General features: G+C 56.5%; 28 protein-coding genes. 12 read left to right on the plus strand and 16 right to left on the minus strand.

What is annotated here, in order from left to right; translation table 11 throughout:
* Positions 1 to 275 precede the first annotated feature (275 nt).
* From GRI35_RS01865 to GRI35_RS01890, 6 genes are all read right to left on the minus strand, one after another.
* On the minus strand, positions 276 to 1,289 hold the full coding sequence (locus GRI35_RS01865) for a ParB/RepB/Spo0J family partition protein (RefSeq protein WP_160612448.1): 1,014 nt from the start codon (positions 1,287 to 1,289) through the stop codon (positions 276 to 278).
* Entirely contained in the window at positions 1,286 to 2,062 is a 777-nt protein-coding gene (locus GRI35_RS01870; protein ID WP_160612449.1) for a ParA family protein, read from the minus strand. The genes GRI35_RS01865 and GRI35_RS01870 overlap by 4 nt, the downstream gene beginning before the upstream one ends.
* Positions 2,059 to 2,715: a 16S rRNA (guanine(527)-N(7))-methyltransferase RsmG gene (gene rsmG, locus GRI35_RS01875; RefSeq protein ID WP_160612450.1), complete on the minus strand. Its 657-nt coding sequence runs from the start codon at positions 2,713 to 2,715 to the stop codon at positions 2,059 to 2,061. Before rsmG ends, GRI35_RS01870 begins: the two co-directional genes overlap by 4 nt.
* Positions 2,712 to 4,568 carry a tRNA uridine-5-carboxymethylaminomethyl(34) synthesis enzyme MnmG gene (mnmG, locus tag GRI35_RS01880; RefSeq protein WP_160612451.1) on the minus strand — a complete coding sequence of 619 codons (1,857 nt, stop codon included), beginning with the start codon at positions 4,566 to 4,568 and terminating at the stop codon, positions 2,712 to 2,714. Before mnmG ends, rsmG begins: the two co-directional genes overlap by 4 nt.
* A gap of 85 nt (positions 4,569 to 4,653) precedes the next feature.
* Complete coding sequence (mnmE, locus tag GRI35_RS01885) at positions 4,654 to 5,928, minus strand: tRNA uridine-5-carboxymethylaminomethyl(34) synthesis GTPase MnmE (RefSeq protein WP_160612452.1); 1,275 nt, start codon at positions 5,926 to 5,928, stop codon at positions 4,654 to 4,656.
* 22 nt (positions 5,929 to 5,950) lie between these two features.
* Positions 5,951 to 6,211 (minus strand): DUF6489 family protein, encoded by a 261-nt coding sequence (locus GRI35_RS01890; protein ID WP_160612453.1) that lies wholly within the window; start codon positions 6,209 to 6,211, stop codon positions 5,951 to 5,953.
* A gap of 131 nt (positions 6,212 to 6,342) precedes the next feature.
* On the opposite strand from GRI35_RS01890, the gene GRI35_RS01895 reads away from it, so the two are divergent.
* Entirely contained in the window at positions 6,343 to 7,932 is a 1,590-nt protein-coding gene (locus tag GRI35_RS01895; RefSeq protein ID WP_160612454.1) for an FMN-binding glutamate synthase family protein, read from the plus strand.
* 98 nt (positions 7,933 to 8,030) lie between these two features.
* Here GRI35_RS01895 and GRI35_RS01900 read toward each other — a convergent pair whose 3' ends face one another.
* From GRI35_RS01900 to hemE, 4 genes are all read right to left on the minus strand, one after another.
* Positions 8,031 to 8,423 carry a BLUF domain-containing protein gene (locus GRI35_RS01900; protein WP_160612455.1) on the minus strand — a complete coding sequence of 131 codons (393 nt, stop codon included), beginning with the start codon at positions 8,421 to 8,423 and terminating at the stop codon, positions 8,031 to 8,033.
* A 177-nt stretch (positions 8,424 to 8,600) separates the two neighbouring features.
* Positions 8,601 to 9,866 (minus strand): transcription termination factor Rho, encoded by a 1,266-nt coding sequence (rho, locus tag GRI35_RS01905; protein WP_160612456.1) that lies wholly within the window; start codon positions 9,864 to 9,866, stop codon positions 8,601 to 8,603.
* Positions 9,867 to 10,066: 200 nt separating this feature from the next.
* A complete protein-coding gene (locus GRI35_RS01910) occupies positions 10,067 to 10,522 on the minus strand; it encodes a CopD family protein (RefSeq protein WP_160614693.1) in 456 nt (151 codons plus the stop codon).
* Between the two features lie 44 nt (positions 10,523 to 10,566).
* Complete coding sequence (gene hemE / locus GRI35_RS01915) at positions 10,567 to 11,592, minus strand: uroporphyrinogen decarboxylase (RefSeq protein WP_160612457.1); 1,026 nt, start codon at positions 11,590 to 11,592, stop codon at positions 10,567 to 10,569.
* A gap of 319 nt (positions 11,593 to 11,911) precedes the next feature.
* Here hemE and GRI35_RS01920 point away from each other — a divergent pair, with 319 nt between their 5' ends.
* The 10 genes from GRI35_RS01920 to GRI35_RS01965 all read left to right on the plus strand — a co-directional run bounded on the left by GRI35_RS01920 (position 11,912) and on the right by GRI35_RS01965 (position 18,483).
* Positions 11,912 to 12,757 (plus strand): pyruvate, water dikinase regulatory protein, encoded by an 846-nt coding sequence (locus GRI35_RS01920; RefSeq protein ID WP_160612458.1) that lies wholly within the window; start codon positions 11,912 to 11,914, stop codon positions 12,755 to 12,757.
* Positions 12,758 to 12,767: 10 nt separating this feature from the next.
* Positions 12,768 to 13,352, plus strand: a complete 585-nt coding sequence (locus GRI35_RS01925; protein ID WP_160612459.1) for a Maf family protein — start codon at positions 12,768 to 12,770, stop codon at positions 13,350 to 13,352.
* On the plus strand, positions 13,349 to 14,212 hold the full coding sequence (aroE, locus tag GRI35_RS01930) for a shikimate dehydrogenase (RefSeq protein ID WP_160612460.1): 864 nt from the start codon (positions 13,349 to 13,351) through the stop codon (positions 14,210 to 14,212). The genes GRI35_RS01925 and aroE overlap by 4 nt, the downstream gene beginning before the upstream one ends.
* Entirely contained in the window at positions 14,209 to 14,808 is a 600-nt protein-coding gene (gene coaE / locus GRI35_RS01935) for a dephospho-CoA kinase (RefSeq protein ID WP_160612461.1), read from the plus strand. The genes aroE and coaE overlap by 4 nt, the downstream gene beginning before the upstream one ends.
* 53 nt (positions 14,809 to 14,861) lie before the next feature.
* Positions 14,862 to 15,548: a DNA polymerase III subunit epsilon gene (gene dnaQ / locus GRI35_RS01940; RefSeq protein WP_160612462.1), complete on the plus strand. Its 687-nt coding sequence runs from the start codon at positions 14,862 to 14,864 to the stop codon at positions 15,546 to 15,548.
* A gap of 71 nt (positions 15,549 to 15,619) precedes the next feature.
* Positions 15,620 to 16,195, plus strand: coding sequence for a ribosome hibernation-promoting factor, HPF/YfiA family (gene hpf, locus GRI35_RS01945; protein ID WP_160612463.1), 576 nt, complete (start codon positions 15,620 to 15,622; stop codon positions 16,193 to 16,195).
* 154 nt (positions 16,196 to 16,349) lie between these two features.
* Positions 16,350 to 16,811: a PTS sugar transporter subunit IIA gene (locus GRI35_RS01950; protein ID WP_160612464.1), complete on the plus strand. Its 462-nt coding sequence runs from the start codon at positions 16,350 to 16,352 to the stop codon at positions 16,809 to 16,811.
* A 4-nt stretch (positions 16,812 to 16,815) separates the two neighbouring features.
* A complete protein-coding gene (locus GRI35_RS01955) occupies positions 16,816 to 17,280 on the plus strand; it encodes a PaaI family thioesterase (RefSeq protein WP_235900245.1) in 465 nt (154 codons plus the stop codon).
* A 9-nt stretch (positions 17,281 to 17,289) separates the two neighbouring features.
* Entirely contained in the window at positions 17,290 to 17,631 is a 342-nt protein-coding gene (locus GRI35_RS01960; RefSeq protein ID WP_160614694.1) for a DUF1491 family protein, read from the plus strand.
* A gap of 192 nt (positions 17,632 to 17,823) precedes the next feature.
* Positions 17,824 to 18,483 carry a cell wall hydrolase gene (locus GRI35_RS01965; protein WP_160612466.1) on the plus strand — a complete coding sequence of 220 codons (660 nt, stop codon included), beginning with the start codon at positions 17,824 to 17,826 and terminating at the stop codon, positions 18,481 to 18,483.
* A gap of 57 nt (positions 18,484 to 18,540) precedes the next feature.
* Here the strand turns inward: GRI35_RS01965 and xth are convergent, their stop codons facing one another.
* Genes xth through GRI35_RS01980 form a run of 3 tightly spaced genes read right to left on the minus strand, consistent with a single transcriptional unit; the run spans position 18,541 to position 20,135 of the window.
* Positions 18,541 to 19,329, minus strand: a complete 789-nt coding sequence (xth, locus tag GRI35_RS01970) for an exodeoxyribonuclease III (RefSeq protein ID WP_160612467.1) — start codon at positions 19,327 to 19,329, stop codon at positions 18,541 to 18,543.
* Positions 19,329 to 19,658, minus strand: coding sequence for an iron-sulfur cluster insertion protein ErpA (gene erpA, locus GRI35_RS01975; protein WP_202390484.1), 330 nt, complete (start codon positions 19,656 to 19,658; stop codon positions 19,329 to 19,331). Before erpA ends, xth begins: the two co-directional genes overlap by 1 nt.
* 45 nt (positions 19,659 to 19,703) lie before the next feature.
* Positions 19,704 to 20,135, minus strand: a complete 432-nt coding sequence (locus GRI35_RS01980; RefSeq protein ID WP_160612468.1) for a CBS domain-containing protein — start codon at positions 20,133 to 20,135, stop codon at positions 19,704 to 19,706.
* Between the two features lie 107 nt (positions 20,136 to 20,242).
* On the opposite strand from GRI35_RS01980, the gene GRI35_RS01985 reads away from it, so the two are divergent.
* On the plus strand, positions 20,243 to 20,557 hold the full coding sequence (locus GRI35_RS01985) for a hypothetical protein (RefSeq protein WP_160612469.1): 315 nt from the start codon (positions 20,243 to 20,245) through the stop codon (positions 20,555 to 20,557).
* On the opposite strand, the gene GRI35_RS01990 is transcribed toward GRI35_RS01985, so the two are convergent.
* From GRI35_RS01990 to GRI35_RS02000, 3 genes are all read right to left on the minus strand, one after another.
* The gene (locus tag GRI35_RS01990; RefSeq protein WP_160612470.1) at positions 20,542 to 20,946 is read right to left on the minus strand and encodes a (2Fe-2S) ferredoxin domain-containing protein; all 405 of its coding nucleotides are present in this window, start codon (positions 20,944 to 20,946) and stop codon (positions 20,542 to 20,544) included. The genes GRI35_RS01985 and GRI35_RS01990 overlap by 16 nt on opposite strands.
* Positions 20,947 to 20,953: 7 nt before the next feature.
* Positions 20,954 to 23,149 (minus strand): S9 family peptidase, encoded by a 2,196-nt coding sequence (locus GRI35_RS01995; RefSeq protein WP_160612471.1) that lies wholly within the window; start codon positions 23,147 to 23,149, stop codon positions 20,954 to 20,956.
* A 75-nt stretch (positions 23,150 to 23,224) separates the two neighbouring features.
* Complete coding sequence (locus GRI35_RS02000; RefSeq protein WP_160612472.1) at positions 23,225 to 23,692, minus strand: DUF2497 domain-containing protein; 468 nt, start codon at positions 23,690 to 23,692, stop codon at positions 23,225 to 23,227.
* Positions 23,693 to 23,710: the final 18 nt, after the last annotated feature.

Below are 23,710 nucleotides of genomic sequence, written 5' to 3' on the forward strand. Positions count from 1 at the left end.
GTTAAATACGAAAGAAGATGCGTTGCCGTCGCCTTATCATATTCGGTGTCGTTGTGGATATTGTTATGACGGTCGGTGATTGTAGTCTCCTTACGCTACGCTTTCCGCAACGTTGATTTACAGGGTAAGATAGGAGGATAATGACCAACTGTCGGAACGGTTCCAAACTAAGTCACTTAAATCAATAGATTTTTTACGCGAAATTAACCATAGAGCGAATTTTCCCTCGTCAAGCGAAGGGTATTTTCTCCAACATCGGCAATTGTTTCGCCGTACTAAATGTCGCCGCCTGTCAGTCTCTGGCAAATAAGATCAAGTTGATCGAGCGTACGATATTTAATCGTCACGGCCCCGGAACGCGGATCGCTGTCAGTCTTGATTGTGACCGGCAATCCCAAGAACTCTTCAAGATGTCCCTGCACCGCAGCAATGTCCGCATCCTTGGCTGGATCACGCGATGGCCGGGCCTGGCGGCGGGTTTGTTCGCCCTCTGGCGCATTTGCGCTTTTGACCAGCTTTTCGACTTCGCGAACCGACAATTGCGCGGAGACCGCCTTCTTCGCAAGTTGTGCCGCATCATCATAACCGATCAAAGCCCGCGCATGGCCCATTGACAGATCGCCAGCCTCGACAAAGTCCAGAACATCGTCTGGAAGCCCCAAAAGACGCTGGATATTCGCCACGTGACTCCGAGACTTATCGACCAAGCGAGCAATCTCCGCCTGGGTCATATCTTCCTGCTGGGATAGGCGCTGGTATGCCCGCGCTTCCTCAACAGGGTTTAAATCTTCGCGCTGAAGATTCTCGATCAGCGCGAGCGCCATAACTTCGCGCTCATCCAATTCGCGAACAATTGCCGGAATCTGGTGCAATTGGGCCTTTTGCGCTGCACGCCAGCGGCGTTCGCCGGCAACGAGTTGGTATTTGCCCTTCCCACCAGGGCGAACAATGATCGGCTGGATCACCCCGCGTGCGGCAATCGATGCGGCCAGCTCATCCAGCGCTGATTCGTCGAACTTCGTTCGCGGCTGCCCAGGTAGCGGCTCAATCGAAGAAATTGCCAGCGAAGCCAGGCCAGAAGTGGAGGCGAATGCGGATGCTGGGTCGGCAGTCGGCGTTAAAGTTGAGGATGACGAGCCAACCTCGCTATTGCGGCGCACCAGCGGCTCTTCCTTGCGGGTTTCGCCCATCAAAGCGCCCAAGCCGCGCCCAAGTTTTTTCTTTTTGTCCGCAGCACGGGGAGGAACGGTCAGGCGGATAGGATCGCTGGGGTCACGTGTTTTGCTCATGCGGCTTTCCTTTTCTCGGGCAGACGGCTGATTAATTCGCGCGCCAGAGCGATATAGGCCCGACTCCCAGCGCAGGAATGATCATAAACGAGCGCAGGCAGGCCGTGGCTGGGTGCCTCCGACAGACGGACATTGCGCGGAATGACGGATTCAAACACCAAACCGCCCAGAACTTCGCGCACGTCATCGGCAACCTGGTCGGTCAGGCGGTTACGTCTGTCAAACATGGTCAGAACAACGCCAACAATACCAAGATCGGGATTAAAGCGCTGCTGGACCTGCTCGACGGTCTTGAGCAGCTGACTTAGCCCCTCCAATGCAAAGAATTCGCATTGTAGCGGCACCATCAGCGTATCGGCCGCGCCAAGAGCATTTAGGGTCAGCAGCCCCAGCGAGGGTGGGCAGTCGATGAAACAGATATCATGGCCGGAATGCGCGGCCAGCGCGGAACTCAAACGTCCAGTGCGATCTTCCACCGACACCAGCTCGACTTCAGCACCACTCAAATCGACAGTGGCGGGGACAATATCCAAACCGGGAATGTTAGTTGACGAAACACATCCAGCGAGCGGGGTCTGGTCGATCAACAGATCATAACTGGAATATTCGCGATTATCGCTACTGATGCCCATGCCCGTCGAGGCGTTTCCCTGAGGATCCAGGTCAATCAGAAGCGTTTTCCAGCCGGTTGCAGCCATCGCTGTCGCGATATTAATGGCAGTCGTGGTTTTCCCCACCCCACCCTTCTGATTGGCAATCGCGATCGTGATCATGTTTTTCCCCGCATCCCTTTCGCCAACTTACCGACCAATATTCCGGCGTCATCATCGGTCACAGACCGTTCCACGTGGAACATTTTCCGCACTTTTCGCGGCATCCCGTCCAATTCTTGCGCCGCCGAACGCCCTTTGGGCAACACGAACATAGTTTGCCCTGTGGAGAATCTTGCGGACAAGTCGAGGATAGATGGCAGCGGCGCAAAGGCTCTCGCCGAGATGACCGAAGCTGGGACAGTTTCCACAAGTTCCAGCCGTGATCCAGCAACTTCGCATTTCGGAATCGCCAACTCCATCCGCATCCGCTCCAGCCAGTCGATTCGCTTGCGCCGTGATTCAACCAGCATGACGGGGCGCTGCGGGCGCATGATCGCGATAATCAGGCCCGGAAGCCCTGCTCCAGTCCCCAAATCAAGCCATAGACCCGTCTCTGCTGCACGCGCTGATGTTCCACGTGAAACACATTCCAGAAGCTGGGCGCTGTCGGCAATATGGCGCTGCCACGCGATGTCGAGGGTGGGCTTGGCAACGAGATTCTGGCGCGAGTTCTCCTCGCGCAGGGCTGCCACAAATGTATCAAGCCGCTCCATTGCCTCTTTATCGCAGAGCTTATCGACGTATTCTCGGGCTTCAGTCTCGTCGCGAATCATGCCGCAACCTGCTCAAGGCGCCGCGCCTGTACAAGAAGCGCTGCGAGCGCCGCTGGGGTAATGCCGGGGATACGCCCAGCCGCCGCCAGAGATGTTGGCTTTGCCTTGGTCAAACGCTCGATCATCTCATTGGAAAGTCCTGGCACGCTCGCAAAGGGGAAATCTGCCGGGAGAGCAACCGCTTCACTGGCGCGCAGATCACGAAGTTCGGACTCCTGACGCGCCAAATAGGGAGCGTAGGCGGCATCTTCGGCTAGTTCGCTGGCTAACTCGCTATCAGGCTCGAAATCGTCTCCGAGCCACGGTGAAAGCGCTTGAAGATCGATCCCGCCGAACCGCAGCCACTCGCTAAGCGGCTTGCGTCCGCCATCTCGGCGCACCGGAAGATCGGCATCGTTCAATTCAGTCGCAACGACTTCTGTGTCCAGCCTTTGCGCCCAATCGGTCCGTTTCTCTTCGCGCGCCTCAAACCAGGTCGCACGCTCCGCTCCCACACAGCCCATCTCCACAGCGATAGACGTAAGCCGTGTTGTCGCATTGTTGGCGCGAAGGCGCAGGCGGTACTCTGCACGGGACGTAAGCATCCGATATGGCTCGGTCACACCGTGCAGCGTAAGATCGTCGACCATTACTGCAATATAGGAGTTTGCCCGATCAAGAGCCGGTGCCTGCCGCTCCATGATCTTTGCTGCAGCGCACATCCCCGCGACCAAGCCTTGCGCTGCCGCCTCTTCATAGCCGGTCGTGCCGTTAATTTGCCCGGCACAATACAGACCCGGCATATCACGCAGCTCCAACCCGCTATTGAGTGCGCGCGGATCGATATGATCATACTCCACGGCATATCCTGGTACGACCATTTCCACACGTGACAATCCATCCATCGCGCGCAGCATATCGCGCTGCACATCGACTGGTAGCGATGTGCTGATCCCGTTGGGATAGATCAGATGCGTGTCGAGACCTTCCGGCTCAAGGAAAATCTGGTGCCCGTCGCGATCACCGAAACGGTGAATCTTGTCCTCGATAGACGGGCAATAGCGCGGTCCCTCCGCATCAATCGCGCCGGAGAATAGCGGCGAGCGATCCAGATTGGCCCGAATAATATCGTGGCTCTGGGCATTGGTGCGCGTGATCCCGCAGAAAATCTGCTGGTTGATCCGCGCGCCCGTCATGGGTGACATTGTCCAGTGATCCGCGTCAGACGGCTGCTCCGCCAGACTCGCCCAATCAATCGTGCGCCCATCAAGGCGGGGCGGTGTACCGGTCTTTAGGCGCGCCATCGGCAGGTCCGCTTCGCGCATCTGCGCTGCCAGCTTCTGCGCAGAGCCTTCACCTATCCGTCCGCCGGTCAGGCGCTCTTCACCGCGAAACAATGTCCCGCCGAGGAAAGTACCGGTGCACAGGATGATAGCCTGCGCTGCGAGTTCGGTCCCGTCACCTAGCGTCAGACCGGATACGCGCTGACCATCGAACAGCAGTCCCGCCGCCTCACCCTCGATCAGCGCAAGATCGCCCTGCTCGCGAATGGACCGCTGGACATAGGCTTTGAACAACGTCCGATCGGCTTGGATGCGCGGCCCCCAGACTGCACTCCCCTTGGAGCGGTTGAGCATGCGGTAATGAATCGCGGCGGCATCCGCCGCGCGGCCAATAATCCCGTCAAACGCGTCCACTTCCCGAACAAGATGACCCTTGCCCAGCCCGCCAATAGCAGGATTGCAGCTCATCGCCCCGATTGCATCGAGCTCGAAATTCACCAACCCAACACGCGCGCCCATCCGCGCAGCCACCGCTGCCGCTTCTACGCCGGCATGGCCGCCGCCAACAACCAGGATGTCGAATGCATGCATAGCCGCCCGATAGTCGAGCAGCGTTGGGGCGTCAAAGGAGTATTCTCTTGCTAGTGGCTAGCACCGAATGTTCCACGTGAAACATCTACTTCCCGATACAGAACCGTCCAAACAATGCATCAAGCATATTCTCGGTCGATGTTCGTCCGAGCAAGCGGTCGAATGCCAGCCTGCACAGGCGGAGGCGTTCTCCAATCAATAGAGAGTCGAATTCCCCACCGATTCCGGACAGGGCATCACGAGCCTCTGCGATAATGGTGTATTGGCGGGCATTGAGCGCAACTGCCCCCGGCGCAGGCATTGCCCCCCTCGCCTGCTGTATCAGTTTGTCACGCAATAAATTGATGCCTTCACCCGTCAGTGCCGACACTCTGAGGGTTGGTGCTTTCTTCCTCGCAAGATCGGGAGTGTCGCTTTTTGCATCCACTTCCCATGCGCCATCAGGTCCGTGACCTTCTTCACCAAGCCACAGGACCAGATCGGCGAGATCGGCTTGTTTCCTTGCCCGCTCAATGCCGATGTTCTCGATCGCATCGCTGCTTTCATTACGCAGGCCGGCTGTATCAACGAATGAGAACGGCACGCCGCCAATCGATACCGAACGCTCGAGAACGTCGCGGGTCGTTCCTGCGGTTGGCGCCACAATCGCAGCTTCGTCGTCCAGTAATGCATTGAAAAGCATAGATTTACCGGCATTTGGCGGCCCAGCCAGCACAACTCGGTACCCCTCATGTAGCTTTTCGGCTCTCGGGCGCTGCAACCATTCACTCAGCTCTTCCGCCAACGCTTCCGCGCGGGTGGTGAAGGCCTCGGGCAGCGCGGCTACATCATCCTCATCGGAAAAATCGAGCGACGCCTCTACCTGAGCAGACAGTTGCAAGACCGTTTCGCGCCACTCCTCTGCCTTGCGCGACAACGCTCCGCCTGCCAGCGCCATCGCAGAGCGGCGTTGTAGCTCGGTCTCTGCCGTCAGCAGATCGCCGAGCCCCTCCGCCTCGGCCAGATCGATCCGGCCATTGGCAAAGGCGCGGCGGGTAAACTCTCCCGGGTTGGCCCGGCGTAGACCATCCTGCTCACCCAGTGCCGATTCCACGGCCGCCACTACCGCACGTCCCCCATGCAAATGAAGCTCGGCGATATCTTCGCCCGTTGCCGTGCCCGGACCCGGGAGCCACAACACCAGCGCATCGTCGAGGATATTACCCGCATTGTCTTTGAGTTTACGCGCACTTGCGCGCCGTGCGTCGGGCAAAGACCCTGCCAGCGCTGCCAGCGCATAACCAGCTGCTGGTCCGCTCACACGGACCACAGCGATACCCGCGGGCGGATTGCCGCTGGAAAGGGCGTAAATCGTATCCATAGCGCCCCGCTAATCTATCGGGTCAGTCCTTTTTGGAAGACTTAGAGCCGCCGGTAGCTGCGGAGCTCGCGCCTTCGACAAAATTCTGGAACAGTTTGAAGCCAATCTGGCCCATGGGCGCGAGCTGCTTGGCGAATTGCTGCAGCTGCTCTGGGTTGCTGACACCCTTCATCGCTTTCGACACCGTATCAACATAGATGTCGTTTGCCTTTGAAACATCAGGAAGACCCAGGAAGCTGCGCGCTTCTTCAGGAGTGCATTCGATTTCGATGTTAGCCTTCATGGTTGTTCCTCTCTTATGCCCCAAAGTTCTTTTGTGATTTGTCTTTTAACAATCTGGGTTTGGCAAAGCCGCTATGCAACAGCTAAGCCCTTTTCGATGAAATCCCAAGGATTAACCCCAAGGACACGCCGATGACTGCATTCGCGCCGCGCTATGCGATCCCGCTCGCATTGATCGCGATTACCACTTCGTTTGCTGCATTTTCCTTCTTGCGCATTGGGTTGGCGGTGGCGATCCCCTTGCTGCTGATTGCTCTGTGGGACTTTTTCCAGACCCAGCACACTTTGCGCAGAAACTACCCGCTCATTGCCCGCACACGCTGGGTGATGGAGGATCTGCGCCCCTTTGCGCAGTCCTATCTGGTCGAAAGTGACTTGGAGGGGCGGCCATTCAGCCATCAAGCGCGTGCACTTGTTTATGCGCGTGCCAAAGGCGACCTCGATTCGCATCCGATGGGCACGGAACTGGATGTCTATTCGGATGAATATGAGTGGCTCAGCCATTCGGTTGTACCCAATGACGCAGCCCCTCAAACATGGCGCGTCGATATCGGCGAATGCAGCAGTGCGAGGCCCTATTCCTCCGCGCTACTCAATATCTCGGCGATGAGCTTTGGATCATTATCCGCCCGCGCCATCGAAGCGCTGAATCTCGGCGCGAAACTGGGTGATTTCGCGCATAATACCGGCGAAGGCAGCATTAGCCGCTACCACCGGATGCATGGCGGTGATCTGATCTGGGAGATCGGCAGCGGCTATTTCGGGTGCCGCGGAAAGGATGGCGGGTTCGATTCAGGTTTGTTCGCAGAGACGGCAGACAACGAGCATGTGAAGATGATCGAGATCAAGTTCAGTCAAGGGGCAAAACCGGGCCATGGCGGTGTGCTTCCCGGCCGCAAGGTGACGGAGGAAATCGCCGAAGCGCGCGGAATTCCTGTGGGCGAGGATTGTATGTCGCCAGCCGCGCATTCAACTTTTTCAACACCTATTGAGATGCTCGAATGGGTCGCACAATTGCGTGAGCTGGGCGGAGGACGACCGGTCGGGATCAAGCTCTGCGTTGGTCAGCCGCACGAGGTCTTCGCGATGACCAAAGCGATGCTGGAAACGGGAATCGCACCGGATTTTATTACGGTAGATGGTGCGGAGGGGGGCACTGGGGCAGCGCCTCTCGAGCTATCCAACAGCGTTGGAATGCCGCTGCGCGAAGGTTTGATCTTTGTCCGCAACGCATTGGTCGGGACGGGGTTGAAAGACCGTGTCAAAATCGCAGCATCGGGTAAAATCCATTCGGGTGCGCAGATGGCCAAAGCTTTTGCGCTCGGAGCAGATTGGTGCAACGCAGCGCGGCCCTTCATGTTCTCGCTCGGCTGCGTGCAATCGATGCAATGTCATACCGGCCACTGCCCTAGCGGCGTGGCGACACAAGAAGCGTGGCGCCAAAGCGGATTGATCGTCGAGGATAAAGGACCGCGCGTAGCCCGGTTCCAGAAACAGACGCTGCACAGCCTGCGCGAGATTGTCGTCGCGATGGGGCTGGATTCTCCATGGGAAATCAAGCCGGAGGATATGCGCGAAAGGCTCAACGGCGCGCGGTCGAACGCGATCAGCGCGATCTATAATTTTGTCGAACCAAACCAGTTCGTTGATGGCAGTGTATCCGGTCAGCTCGCTGACCATTGGAAAGCAGCCCGCGCAGACAGTTTCAGGAGAGTACCGTGAACACAGCGACAGCGATTAAACCTTAACATCGCGGCACTCGTAAACCGATATAGCAACGGTCACCAAGATATCGCTTGGCGGCTCTTTCACCGGAAGATTCAGTTCAAAGCGGCAAAGTTCAGCACCGTTCGCCGAACGTTAGGTGCCAGGCTTGCCGGCAGAATGGCATCAAGGTTCGTTCTGCGTTCTTGAACAGGATCGATCAGGCGTAGCCGCGTCATTGCCCATTCCTCGCAGGTACGCGTTTCAATCGGAATATCTTCCAAGCGTACAATGCCGCTATGGCGGCTATCGCGCGCCAACTGGTTCATGAGCGAGAACAGAGCATCTTCCGGGCCCTCGACCAGTTGGAGGAAATTACGACCGTTGAAAATCAGAAAACCGGTAATTCCGCGATCGGGATTGTTGCGCCGCGAGGATTCGAGAATATTGACGACATCATCGTTCGACACTTCATGCGCAGCCGTACTAATATAAACGAATTGCCGCATATTATTACCCTCATTTCAATCACTTGCCGCGTCAAAAAGGCTCGCCACAATGCGCGCGATTTGTCAACAACAGTGAGCGTTATTCAGCTTCCCATAGGTGACATCGGTCGCCTCGATCTATTTGCTGTCAGGCAAAGGAGACGGACTTGTTGGTCCCTTTGATCGGCTGAAACCAGGTTACTGGTTCATATTGTCGAAGAAGTCCTCGTTGGTTTTCGAATCCTTCATCTTGTCGAGCAAGAATTCCATCGCGTCGATGGTGCCCATCTGCATAAGGATACGGCGCAGGACCCACATTTTCGAAAGCTTGTCCTTCTCGACCAGCAGCTCTTCCTTACGTGTGCCCGATTTACCGACATCAAGCGCAGGGAAGATACGTTTGTCAGAAACCTTGCGATCGAGCACTATTTCGGAGTTACCCGTGCCTTTGAATTCCTCGAAGATCACTTCGTCCATCCGGCTGCCGGTATCGATCAGCGCGGTTGCGATGATCGACAGTGAACCGCCCTCCTCGATATTACGTGCAGCACCGAAGAAGCGCTTCGGGCGCTGGAGTGCATTGGCATCTACGCCGCCGGTCAGGACTTTACCCGAGCTCGGGACGACAGTGTTGTAAGCACGGCCCAGACGCGTGATCGAGTCGAGCAGGATCACAACATCGCGCTTGTGTTCGACCAGACGCTTTGCCTTCTCGATCACCATTTCGGCAACTTGCACATGGCGCGTTGCAGGTTCGTCAAAGGTGGAGGAGATGACTTCGCCTTTCACGCTGCGCTGCATATCAGTAACTTCTTCCGGACGTTCGTCGACCAGCAGAACCAGCAGGAACACTTCCGGATGATTGTCGGTAATCGCCTTGGCGATGTTCTGCAGCAGAACGGTCTTACCCGTCCGTGGCGGCGCAACAATCAGAGCGCGCTGCCCCTTACCCTGCGGCGAGATAATGTCGATAACCCGCGCCGATTTGTCCTTAACAGTCGGATCAAGCGTATCGAGCGACAGTTTTTCTTCGGGATAGAGCGGCGTGAGATTGTCAAAATTGGTCCGCATCCGGACCTGTTCAGGATCCTCAAAATTGACGCTGGTAAGCTTGGTCAGCGCGAAATAGCGCTCGCCTTCCTGCGGTGCACGGATTTCACCCTCAACCGTATCGCCCGTACGCAGACCCCACTTGCGGATCTGGTTCGGTGAGAGATAAATATCGTCAGGCCCGGCGAGATAGTTAGCTTCGGGACTGCGGAGAAATCCGAAACCATCCTGCATCACTTCAATCGTGCCGATACCCATAATGTTTTCGGTGTATTCGTCATCCTCGGCCAGCTCGCGCAGAATGCAGAACATTAGATCCTGGCGGCGCATGGTCGACGCGCCTTCAACGCCCAACTCTTCAGCCATGCTGACAAGCTCGGCCGGTGCTTTGAGTTTCAAATCTTTAAGATGCATGTGTGGTGTCTTTCGCAGTAATATTCAGACGCCTTGGAAAAAGGCGGATATGGAATGGCCGGTAAGTCATTGAGGCAAGTCATGGGGCTTGGAGAAAGCAGACCCGGTTCGCAGCAGCGAAACCTTAGCCGGTGTGTGGCGATTGAATTAGGCGCACAGCAGTGCAGCGTCAATTCCGATTATTGCGGAACGGTGCCGATTCACGGCAAATAAAGTTTGCCGACGATTACCAAGACCACAATGAGCGCAGCGGATATACCCGGCACCTCATTCAGCAAACGCAGTTTTTTGCCTTCGAGTGGCCGCACACCCCGTGCCAGTTTTTTGGCATAGCCAGCCATGTAGCCATGATATCCGGACAGGAGCAGAACGACCAGAAATTTGATATGGAACCATGTTTGCGTGTGCGCAGCAGTGGCAGACATCAGGGCCAGGCCTAAAACCCAGACTACGATCAGCGACGGGGCAAGTATGATCTTGAGCAACTTGCGCTCGCGGTCGATCCAGACAGAATCCATTTCCGATCCCGGCGGACCGTCTTCCTGATGATAGACGAAGAACCGCGGCAGCATAAACAGACCCGCCATCCAGAAGATGACAAAAATAATATGGCCCGCTTTCAGCCATTCGTAAATAGGGATCAGTATTTCCTGCATCATGCTCACCTAGAGGCTGAACCGCTCCGCGTCATCCCCGCAAATCAGGCGCGCCAATTACGCACAGTCGCAACCAATTGCTCAACATGCGCAATCGGGGTGAATTGCCCGATACCGTGACCGAGATTGAACACATGCGGGCGATCTGCAAACGCCTCGAGAATCCTCTTTGCTGCAACATCAAGCGCCTCGCCGCCCGCGAGCAACAGCAATGGATCAAGATTGCCTTGAACCGGGAGATCATCTGGCAGAACGCTCGCTACCCATGCGGGGTCGACCGTCTCGTCAATCCCGGCTGCATCAACGCCCGTTTCACGGATGTAAGCGGGCAGTTTTTCACCTGCGCCCTTCGGAAAGCCGATTATGGGTGTGTCCGGGTGAATTTTGCGCAACTCGGAGACAATCTTTGCATTGGGTGCAATGACCCAGCGCTCGAACTCTGACGGCGCCAGCGTTCCAGACCAACTATCGAAAAGTTGCACGGCTTCCGCGCCCGCTTTGATCTGACCGCTCAAATATCCGACCGTCATTTCACCGATTGCATCAATGATTGCGCCAAAAGCCGCGGGATCACGATAGGCCATTGCGCGTGTTTCGTGCTGGTCGCGGCTGCCTTCGCCTGCGGTCATATAGGTCGCTACAGTCCATGGCGAGCCTGCAAAGCCCAGCATGGTGGTCTCAGGGCCCAATCCAGCGACCACCTTAGCCACGGTGTCATAGATCGGAGAAAGGCGCTCAGGCACCGCTTCAAGGCTACTCAGGGTATGATCTACGAGCTTGGGAGAGAGCTTGGGACCTTCACCTGCCAGAAATTCCAGCTTCTGACCCATCGCATAGGGAATGATCAGAATATCGGAAAACAGGATCGCGCCATCGAAACCGAACCGGCGGATCGGTTGCAGCGTAACCTCGGCGGCGCCATCGGTATCATACACCAGTTCGAGAAACCCGCCCTTGTCAGCGCGTAATTCGCGATATTCCGGGAGATAGCGGCCCGCCTGGCGCATCAACCACATCGGGGTTTGTTCAGCACGATTTCCGCGCAACGTTTCTAAGAGAATTCCTGGCATCGAAGGCCTTCTTACTAAATAATATATATTATAAATAGGATGATGGAGTCTGTTGGTCCTGTGGATTTCGGGGACAAGCCGGTTCTGCCTGACTTCTCCCGTATTGAACAGTGTTTTGCGTATCGCGACTCCGCAGAAATGCGAGTCCAGTGCTTGTTGTCCACACTATCCAGTGCCTGTCGAAAAGCTAACTTTTCTGTCCACAAAGTGACTCGGTTAGGACTCGCAGTGGGCATGGAATCGCGCCTCCGACTTGTCGCCAGCTTTATCCCGTGGTTTATGCCGGTCTCTATCCACAGCCCGGACACGACCTCCTTTCATGAGCCGCTTGCACCTTCATCTCGTATCGGATTCCACTGGCGAGACCTTGGAAATGATCGCCAAGGCAGCGCTGGCGCAATTCGAGGATGCTGACATTGTCCGGCACTTCTGGCCGATGGTTCGCTCCAAACAACATCTCGACCGGATCGTGCCCGAACTCGCCGCGAACCCCGGGTTAGTGCTGTTTACTCTGGTCAATCCCGATACGCGAGAACGGTTGGAGGATCACTGCCGACAATTGAGCTTGCCTGCTGTCCCGGCGATTGATGCGGTGACCGAGGCGCTGGAGGATCAGCTTGGGCAAGAGGCACATGGCCGTCCCGGGCGCCAGCATTTGATGGATGATGCTTATTTCAAGCGAGTCGATGCGATCCATTATACGATCGCGCATGACGACGGTATCGGATCGGATAATTGGGAGGAAGCCGATATTGTGCTTGCAGGCGTATCGCGTTCCTCCAAAACACCGACGAGCATCTATCTTGCTAATCGCGGGTATAAGACGGCGAATATTCCGTTGGTGATCGAGAGTCCGCCACCTGAGATTTTATACCGGCTGAAGAATCCGCTGGTTGTCGGTTTGACCACTGCGCCGGAGCGGTTGGTCCAGATCCGCCGTAACCGCCTGCTCAGCCTTAACGAGAATTCCGAAACATCCTATATTGATGACGAGCGTGTGCGTGAGGAAGTGAAGTTTGCGCGGCGCATGTTTGCCGATAATGGCTGGCCGGTAATCGATGTGACGCGCCGCTCAATCGAAGAAACAGCAGCGGCTGTGATCAATCTGGTTGGCGAACGCGACCGCCGCGAAATTCCGCCGCGCGTCGGGCCCAAGCCGATATGAGGCGTGCGATATGATTATCCTGGCCTCCAAAAGTGCATCACGGCGTGCGATGCTTGATGCGGCTGGTGTGGCTTATGAGAGCGTTCCCGCCTCGCTGGACGAACGAGCTGTCGAGGCTGGCATGGCTGATGCCGCGCCATCGGGAATTGCTCAAGGCTTGGCGGTTGCAAAGGCGCAGGCTGTTGCTTCGCTGGACTCTGACCAGATTATTCTTGGCAGTGATTCCCTTGTTGTTGTGGATGGAAAGAGGTTTGACAAACCCGCCGACCGTGATGCTGCCGCTGAGCATCTGCGGTTCTTTTCGGGCAAGGAAATGCATCTGCATAGCGGTGCGGCACTGGTGCGTGATGACGAAGTGCTATGGCAGGGTGGCGATTTGGCGAAACTCCATGTCCGCCAGCTGTCCGACAAATTTATCGATTCCTATCTCTCCACCGAATGGCCGGCTGTTGCTGGATGTGTCGGCGTTTTCCGCATCGAGGCGATGGGTGTGCAGTTGTTCGAGAGGATTGAAGGCGATCAATTCACCGTTCTGGGAATGCCGCTTCTCCCTGTACTTGGCGCACTCCGTGCTCTGGGCGAATTGCCATCATGAGCGGCAAGCTTCCGTTTGCGCAGGTCATTGGCGATCCGATCAAACAATCGAAATCGCCCGTCATTCACGGGTTCTGGCTTGAGAAACTCGGCCTCGCTGCGGAGTATGGCAAAGCCCATGTTCAGACACAGGACTTGGCCGATTATCTCACCACGTCGCGAACTGCACAAAATTGGCGCGGCTGCAATGTCACCATGCCCCATAAGCAGGCGATCCTGCCGCATCTCGATAGTCTGGATCTGTTGGCCGAACGCATTGGTGCAGTGAATACGGTGGTTAAGCAGGATGACGGCTCATTGCGCGGATTCAATACTGATGTGGCCGGTTTTTTGGAGCCTCTGTCGGAAGTGTTGGCAGAGAAACATCTCTTCCGCATGGCCCGCGTGTTGGGAACGGGCGGCGCGGCGCGGGCGATTGTTGCGGGACTGTCCGATCACGGGATGGTTCTGGTGCTTGCGGGCCGCAACCCTGATAAAGCGCGGTCGTTAATCAATGAACTGGCCAAACAGGGCGATCACCACGTTGCAACGCTCGATCATTTTGCCGAACCGACCGATTTTGAATTCGATGACCGCGAGGGGTGTTTCGACATCGTCGTCAATGCCAGTCCGCTGGGCATGCGCGGCCAACCGCCTTTGGCATTTGATTTCAGCCACGCGCCACCGGGCAGCATTGTCTATGATATTGTCATGGATCCGCTTGAGACCGACTTTCTACGCAACGCCAAAGATGCCGGGTTTCGCACGATCGACGGATATTCCATGCTCATCGGGCAGGCGGCTACAGCATTCGAGCTGTTCTTCGGGCAAGCCCCGCCGCGCGAGCACGATGACGAGTTGCGCGAAAGACTTACCGCATGAGCAAACCTCACATCATTGGTCTTACCGGCTCGATCGGGATGGGCAAATCCACCGTGGCAGCAATGTTCGAAGCGGCTGGCGTACCGGTGTTCGATGCCGATGCGGCTGTGCGGTCCATGCAGGGCCCCGAGGGCCAGCTTCTACCTGCCATCGAAGCAGAATTTCCTGGAAGCACCGGCCCCAATGGTGTGAACCGTGACGCTCTGGGCAAACATGTTTTCGCGGATCCGGAAGGGTTGGCGCGCCTCGAGGCAATCATTCACCCTGCGGTAGGCGCGAAACGTCAGGCGTTTCTGACCGAGAATGCCGAGGCTCCCATGCTTCTGTTCGATATCCCGCTTTTGTTTGAAAAAGGCGGCCACGAAGCCGTCGATACAGTGGTTGTCGTCTCGGCCCCTGCGGAAATTCAGCGCGAACGCGTGTTGGCGCGGCCCGAAATGACGCAGGAAAAGTTTGAGCATATCTTGTCTTTGCAAGTGCCCGATGCAGAAAAGCGCGAGCGTGCCGATCACATTATTGATACGGGATGCTCGCTCGCGGAAACCGAAGCGCAGGTCGCGCGTCTGATCGAACAGTTAATGGGCCGGACCGCGTAAAAAGTCAGCTGCTACCCTTGCCTAACGCGATTTGCAGGCCGATATCATGACCAATGCGTGAGATCGTCTTTGACACCGAGACAACCGGACTGGACCCCAAAAGCGGGGACCGCATGGTTGAAATGGGCTGTGTCGAAATGGTCAACCGGGTTGCTACGGGCAACACCTATCATGCCTATTACAACCCCGAGCGCGATATGCCTGCAGGCGCGGAAGCGGTGCATGGCTTGTCCAGCGCCTTCCTCTCAGACAAACCTCTGTTTCGCGATATCGCGCAGGAATTGCTCGATTTTATGGGCGATTCGCCGCTCGTCGCGCATAACGCAGGGTTCGATTTCGGCTTTCTCAATAATGAGCTTGCCTTGATCGACCGTGAGCCGATCAATCTCGACCGGATGGTCGACACCGTGGCAATTGCGCGCAAAAAGCACCCTGGCGCAAAGAATTCGCTCGATGCGCTCTGTTCGCGTTACGGCGTCGATCGCAGTCACCGGGTTAAGCACGGCGCGCTGCTTGATGCCGAGTTGCTCGCGCAAGTGTATGTCGAATTGCTCGGCGGCCGGCAGATCGGTTTGGAACTTGCGGCTGAATCAAAGGCTGTAACTGTTACGGGAGCTGCAGCCGCACGAACAGCATCCCGCGAATTTCGTGCGCCGCGTGCGCACACTCCATCAGCAAAAGAACTCGCCCGCCATCAAGCGTTTATAAAGACAATCGAGGCACCCCTGTGGAACAAGTAGCGTGAAACAAGTAGCCTTGGGGTGAATAATCCGGGACGCTTCCTGTCCCGATAAGAAGGAGAAGGTCGACTATGGATATTCGTGTTTCAGGCCATCAAGTGGAAACCGGTGCAGCGCTGCAGGAGCATGTGTCTGACCGCCTGAACGGGATAGTTGATAAATATTTCAGCCGAGCGATCTCCTCTAATGTCACACTCGGCAAAGCGCCTGCGGGCGCGTTTAGCTGTGATATCGTGACACATGTCATGCAGGGCACTGTACTAAAAAGTCATGCGGAGGCGCATGATGCACATCAGGCCTTCGATCAGGCGGCTACCAAGATCGAAACGCAGTGCCGCCGCTATAAGCGCCGCCTCAAAGACCGGCACGAACAAGCCGATCATGCCGCGCGCGAAGAGGAAGCGGCCTACACGATTTTCGCGGCCAAAGAGTCTGATGAACCGGAAGTGGAAGAAGTCGGCGATGACGCTCCGATGATCGTTGCGGAAACGAAAGTGGATATTCCAGAGGCCAGCGTTGCCGATGCTGTTATGATGCTCGATCTGCGCGACACAAACGCAATGTTCTTCAAAAATGCTGGAACTGGACGGCATAATATGGTTTATCGCCGACGAGATGGCTCGATCGGTTGGGTAGAACCAAGCTAGGGCCCAAAAACAAGGCACGACCGGCGCCCCTCACGCCGTATTGGGCCTCTCGACATAGGCTGCAACTGCGACACCGGGTTACCGGCGAGAACGCTTTGGTTTTCTGTGGCGTATCGACTTGATACCGGATTCAAATTTTCAAAGTACGTAACACATGAATGTGAATGTAAAAATTGTGCCCGAAGCGGTCGGCATTATCAGTGCCGATAGCAAAGAGGCTATTTTGACGGCGCTAGCACAGCAATTCGCTGAAGTTTATGGCGTGAACAGCGATAGTGTGCTCGAGTCCTTGGAAGAGCGTGAAGCGCTTGGCAGCACGGGGTTTGGCCGCGGGGTCGCAATCCCGCACGCCCGTGTGGATACTATTTCGATGCCTGTTGCGGTGCTGTTCCGGCTGGATGCCCCGGTGGATTTCGGTGCTGCTGACGGAATGCCGGTCGATCTGGTGTTCGGAATGCTATCGCCGACCAATGCCGGTGTCGGACATTTGCATGCACTCGCGGCAATTTCGCGTACTGTTCGCGACGATGCTATCCGGCAGGCGATGAGCGAAGCGCAAACACCCGAAGCACTCTACTCCATGCTGACCAATGTGTCGGATCGTGACGTCGCCTGATCCTATGAGCGATGGCGGTGCGACACCGGGCGCGGAGCTGCATTTTCGTGCGCTCGAGCGGCTATACCGGTCGGCTCCGGTCAATCACCTGTTCGATTCCATTCTGGAAATTACCGAACATGGCCGCTCGCGGCTTGTGTTCGATGTGACCGAGGCATCGTATCATGCGGCAGGCGCAGCGCATGGGACTATCTATTTCAAGATGCTGGACGATGCGGCATTTTACGCAGCGAACACTCTGGTGACCGACCGGTTTTTGCTGACGACATCGTTCAACCTGCACTTTACCAAGCCCGTGCGCGAAGGACGCGTCATTGCCGAGGGTCACTGGGTGAGCGGCAAACGGCGTGTCTTTGTGGCAGAGTCGCGCTTGATCGATGAAGAGGGTGACGAGATCGGCCGGGGAACCGGTACTTTCATGCGCTCTCACATCGCGCTTTCCGGCCTGGATGGATACAGCGCTGAATAGGCACACATGATGGACGCGCGCCTCCCCGCACACCTCGAAATATCCGGCATCATCCGTGCGGTTCAGGCTGAAGGCGGCTTTGCAACGGTGCTTTCCAAAGGCGAGCGTGATGCTGGCACAATCATGATCGTGACGCTGGATCGCGGCGGTCCAGCGCGCCTTTATGAGCGGATGCCGCAAATAGATGGATCGCGGCCGTTTGTTCTGTCGAGAGAGCAGGATGCCGATAACCCGATGGAATTTAATGAATTTTTAAGAAAGCGCGGCGCTCAGGACCCTGATTTATGGGTGTTAGAGCTGGATATCGCAGATCCAGAACGCTTTGCCGCACTGCAGCATAAATCGGGTTGACCTAATTTCATTTGAAACTAAATGCACTATCGAACTTCCGATGCGCAGGCGGCGGAATGGCATTCGGTCATTCGGTTAGCACGCAGACGGGGGACGGCCGGCAGGCCTTTTTCTGGACCCTAACAATTTGAATACCTCCCTCAAGGTCCCAGCCTGCGCCAGTGCTCGTCCACCGCTCAATGTAGTAGATTAATGGCTCGTAAGACCCACTTTGCAGGTGCCGTGACTTTTGTAACCGCACTTGGCTTCACTTTTGCAAGCGCTGAACTCTCGGGCGCGAACGCTCAGCAGGGCGTCGAAACAGAGGTAACAGCTTCCACACCGGTACCAGCTCTCACCGACGAGACTGTTCCCGTGTTCGTTTCGGAGCCAGTGGTCCAACCACTGCCCGAAGCTGAAGAAGCTGAAGAAACCGCCACTGACGCACCGCAAGCATCTTCACTGCGTGAGCTCGTGCGTATCACAGATACGAGCGCTGATCTTTCGCGCGAAATGGAATGTCTCGCTGGCACAGTATATTTTGAATCACGCGGCGAGCCGCTTGCTGGTCAGCTTGCGGTTGCACAGGTTGTAATCAACCGCGCCGAATCTTCTCGCTTTCCGTCAAGCTATTGCGGTGTTGTGTATCAGCGCTCGCAATTCAGTTTCGTGAAGGGCGGCAAGATGCCGCGCATCACGCGAAGTTCAACCGCCTGGAAGCGCGCCAAAGCTATCGCCCGGATCGCGCATGAGGGCCACTGGGACAGCGAAGCACGCGATTCGCTCTATTTCCACGCCACTTATGTGCGCCCAAGCTGGAGCTATCGCAAAGCCAAGCGTGCGGCGATCAGCACACACATATTCTATCGTTAAAGCGTCTAGAAAACTGAGTTAGGAAAACCCCCTTCGCAAAGTGCGGAGGGGGTTTTTCTATGGCGTAGCAATCTCCACCCAGACCGGAGTATGGTCGCTTGCCTTCTCCCGTCCGCGATACTCCTTATCAACCCCGACAGCCGTCATTCTGTCAGCCAGTTCGGGTGTCAGGAGCAGATGATCAATGCGGAAACCGTGATCGCGCTGCCAGGCACCGCGTTGATAATCCCAATAGGTCCATACGCCGCCACGCGGGTTGAGTGTGCGCACCGCGTCGGTCCATCCATCGGCAAGCAAGCGATTATACGCATTGCGGGACTCTGGCTGCATGAGCGCGTCCGACGCCATGGCTTTTACCGAGAATACATCATTATCTTCGGGAATGACATTGTAATCGCCGACGATGGCCGTGGGGATCTCTTGGCCCCACAATTCCTGCATGCGCGCGCGAAGCCGCTTCATCCACTCGATTTTATAGTCGAATTTCGGTCCCGGATGCGGGTTGCCATTGGGCAGATAGATGCAGGCGACACGCACGCCCTCTATATCGGCTTCTAGATAGCGGGCTTGCTCGCCCTCGCCTTCCTTGGGTCCATCGATACCAAGACCACGCTTGGTTTCGACCGGTTCAACTCCTTCAGCGAGTATTGCGACCCCGTTGAAGCTCTTCTGGCCATGCCAGATCGCCTTGTAGCCAATTTTCTCGAATTCTTCGGCCGGAAAGCCGTCATCCTGTGACTTGATCTCCTGCAAACACGCAACTTTCGGGCGTGTTTCGTCGAGCCATTCGAGCAAGCGTGGCAGGCGCGCCTTGATCCCGTTGATGTTGTAGGTGGCTATTCGCACTAGATGCCGAAGCTCGACCCGCAGCCGCAGCCTGCCGCCGCTTGCGGATTTTCGACTTTGAACGCGGCGCCGCCAAGTGACTCGACGAAGTCTACGACGCTACCGCTCACAAGGTCCAGGCTGATCGGATCAACCACCAGCTTCACACCATCGGTCTCGCTGACAGAATCATCGCCATCCGCGCTTTCAGCAAGATCAAACTTGTACTGGAAGCCCGAGCAACCGCCACCCTCGACCGACAGTCGCAAAATGGCCGGTTTTGCCTGTTTCTGTGCAATCCATGCAACGCGCTTGGCTGCAGATTCGGTAAGGGTGAGCGTTTCAGCCATGATTGCTATGTAGGCAGTGTCGCCGCGCGGCTCAAGCACTCCGGCCTAAGCGGTTTGAATATAGTTCCGCATTGCTTCGGCTTCATTGGCGATTTCGTCCATCCGCGATTTCACCAAATCGCCAATGGAAATGAACCCGCACATCGTGCCACTTTCGATCACAGGAAGGTGCCGAATACGCCTGCGCGTCATCATACCGAGCGCCTCAATCACTGTAGAAGTAGATTCGACAGTGATTGCAGGTGCAGTCATAACTTCGCCGACGGGTTTCTCAAGACAGGCAGCGCCCTCTTCTGCCATTCGGTAGATCAAATCCCGCTCGGAAAATATTCCGGCGAGCTGATCGCCTTGCATTACCGGCAACGCGCCGATCCGCTTTTCCGCCAACATCGCCACCACTTGCCGAACGCGATCATTCACATCGCAAGTATACACGTCGGCTGCCGCGCGGTCGGCAATCAGCTGGGAAATATCCATATAAACCACTCTCCTTGCGTACCGAGTGTGCCATGAAGCTCGGCAAAATGCGAATCCGTATGTTAACGAGCGTTGCAAGCGCGTGACCACAGGCGCATGAGGCACTCATGATTCCCAAGTCTCCCCTTGATGATCCTGAAACTGCAGCTTTTGCATGGGCACGGTACAAACGGCTGATGCGCTTCATGCTGTTCGTCACAATCGGCGTTGTGCTTATCGCGCTGGCACTGCTGTATGACGGAGAAAGCCCGGCCTCAGTGCATTTCTACATCGCGACAGCCTTGGGTATCGGATTTATGATGCTGCTGACATCGGCGCTGATGGGGCTGGTATTTCTATCAAGCGGGACCGGCCATGATGAATCAGTGACCGACATGGCTAAGGACGAGGATGATATTTGGGGGGATCAGGGTAAATCCTGACGACGATCGGCGTCACGTAAGCGGAATTCCTCGACCGGCTCGCCGCCAATCAAGTGCTGCTGGATAATCCGCTCGAGCACCTCCTCAGTGCAGGAATGATACCAGACGCGGTCCGGCCAAACGACGGCAATCGGTCCCGCTGCGCATATTTGCAAACAATCGGCCTTCGCGCGCTGAATGCCCCCCGATCCATCGGCCTGCTTCGGGCCGACGAGGCCAAGTTGCTTCAACCTCTTCTTCAGATAATTCCACGACCGCTTTCCCTCCTCCGCGCGGCAACATTTCTGCTTCTCGGACACCGCGCAAAGGAATATTTCACGATCAAGCGTTTCACCGCCGATCTTGCCGAGCGCGAGCTGCGCTTTGAGGAGGTCGGTATCGCTGCTCATGGACGAGTTACTGGGGCGCGATCGGCTCGGCATCGGGCGACGGTTCGACAGAATCATCATTGAGCCAGCGATCCAGCCAATCGAACACGGTATTGTGCCACTGTAGCGAGTTTTTGCGGCCCAAGACCCAGTGATTCTCATCGGGGAAGACCAACAATTGTGAAGGGATGCCGCGCTCTTGCAAGGCTGTGAAGCTCTGCAAGCCCTGCGAATAGGGTACGCGGTAATCCTTCTCACCCGTAATCACGAGCATCGGCGTTTTCCAATTATCGACATAGTTGACCGGGTTCCATTTCTCGTATTCCTCAGTTGCTTCGGCGTAGGAACCACCGAAATCCCAGCGTGGGAACCACAATTCCTCGGTCGAATAATAGAAGCTGCGCATGTCGAACAAACCGTCATGCTGGACCAGGCAATCGAACCGGTCCGGCCATTTGCCGGCGATCCAGTTGAGCATATAGCCGCCATAGGAAGCGCCCATCGCGCAGGCCTTGGTGCCATCGATCTGCGAGTCGCGCTCTAGCGCAGCGGCCAGGCCTTTCTGCAAGTCTTCGAGCGGCTTTCCGCCCCAACCCTTGTTGATCGCATCGGTGAAATCCTGACCGTATCCGGTGCTGCCGTGAAAATCGACCGAGATCACGGCATAGCCCTGGCTTGCGACGACTTTGGGATTCCAACGGCTGGACCAACTATCGTTGAATGACCCCTGAGGGCCGCCATGGACATAGAGGATCGCAGGCATCGTGCCCTCGTGATCCTTCAGCTTCGTAATCTGGCCCCACACCGTTTCGCCATTCGCGCCCGCAAAACTGAAGCGGGTCGTAGTAACTGGCGCGCGGGCGGCCATCAGCGAAGTGCCCACATCAGTAAGTTGCTCGGCCTGCTTCCAGTCCTCGGACAGATACATTTCAGAGGGCCCGGCAATCGAGTTGCGCGTAAATAGGAGGCGGTTCCCGGCAATTGGAGTGATGCCGCTGATCCGTGCTTCATTACCCTTGACCAAATCCAGCCGTTCGACTTCCCCGCTCTGCGGATTGATCTTGAAAGCGGGTGTGTCGAGGACATCCTGCGCGCCGCCGATGATCCACTTGGAATCGGGTGTCCATGCAATCGCGCCAAATGAGCGGTCAAAATTCTCAGTCAGCGCGCGCGTTTCACCGCTTGCGACATTGCGCAGATGGATGACGAGCCGGTCTGACTCGTAATTGGGGCGCTCCATTGCCGTGTAGGCAAGCCATTTCCCGTCAGGAGACGGCACCGGCTGATTGTCATACGCGGCGTTGGCCGCGGTCAGATTGATGGGCGCTGTTCCATTGAGCGCGGACCAGTAAATATCGACATTGGTCGACATTGGTTCTTGCCCGTCCGCCTGTCGCGCGGAGAAGTAGAGGCCGGAGCTATCGGCGGCCCAGGCAATTTCCTCGCCGCCGCCAAACGGTTTGGTTGGTGTGTCGCCAACGAGCGCGCCTTTTCCGTTGGGCCCATCAGCCGCAACACCGTCGCCAACTGCTTTCCCGTTTTCCAGATCGAAAGCGAAAAGACGGCTGAATGTGCCGGGGGTCTCCCATGTGTCCCAGTGGCGGTAGAAGCCATCTGCACCATCATAGAGGCGGCCTGTTCCGGGGCCGGGAAGATGGGTGGTTCCGTCATTCTCACAGCCGAAGGTCGGGCAATCGCGGCCGACATCGCCGAACACAGCAATGCGTTTCGCGTCGGGTGAGACGTGGAATCCATGTACATCGGTTGGTAGATCGGTGACCTGCATCGGGCCGGTGACGTTGCCGCTACCTTCGAGCGCTGCGCGCCAAACTTGAGTAGAGTTTTCTTTGTTTTCTTCGGCGTCAACACCGGGACGGTCTGACAGGAAATAGAGCCAGCTATCAGAGGCGAATGCCGGGCTGGAGGCAGAGCCCCCTAGATTCACCTCGACTGGATCGGCGTCGGTGTTGCGCAGGTCCTGAAGGTAAAATGTGGTAGCGCGCTCGAACGTGTCCTGATCGGTGGTGCGCACATAATACAGCGCGTAATTGCCATCAGGACTGACGGTAGGCGAACCGAGACCTGCCATAGTGACCAGATCCTTCGCGCTCATTGGCGGGGCTTCGGTGGATGTGTCGGTGTGATCGTCGGCGAATGCCGGTGCAGCGAAAGCCAGGGTCGCGAGTGCAGCGAATGAGGCGGTGAGCCTGATTGTGTTTTTCATGAAGTGGAGAACTAACCGTTCATCCGCCCTATGCAAGTGCTAAGCGCGCAAGCGCAAAGCAAACTTTCAGGAAAATCAGCCGCGTTTGCCAGCGATCCGCGAAATCTCTGCCTTGACCATCTTTTCGACCATGCCAGGCAGATTTTTATCGAGCCACTCGGCCAGCATCGGTCGAAGCATTTCGCGTACCATTCCTTCGAGCGAAGTCTCGCCCGTACGGACGATCTGGGGCGGTACGCCGGGCTCGGACAGCATGGCCAAGGCCGCGAGATTGTCGCGCATTGTTTCGCGCGTGCGTTCGGTAATCAGCGAAGCCTCATCGTCGGGTCGATCTGCTTCATCCTGCTCGATCAGCTCTGCCGTTCCGAGATCGAGAATATCCTCTTCATCAGGCTCGTTCGCTGCTTCGAGCGCTTCTTCCGACATGCCCTCTTCTTCCCGCTTGCGCCGGTCAATGACTGCACTGGCCCGATTATCGCGTGCGATGACTTTCTTGATCGATTCAAGAATCTCTTCAACAGACGCTTCGCCCTCTTGGCGCATTATACCCTAACCCCCGCC

The organism is Pontixanthobacter aestiaquae (genome assembly GCF_009827455.1).
Taxonomy (GTDB): domain Bacteria; phylum Pseudomonadota; class Alphaproteobacteria; order Sphingomonadales; family Sphingomonadaceae; genus Pontixanthobacter; species Pontixanthobacter aestiaquae.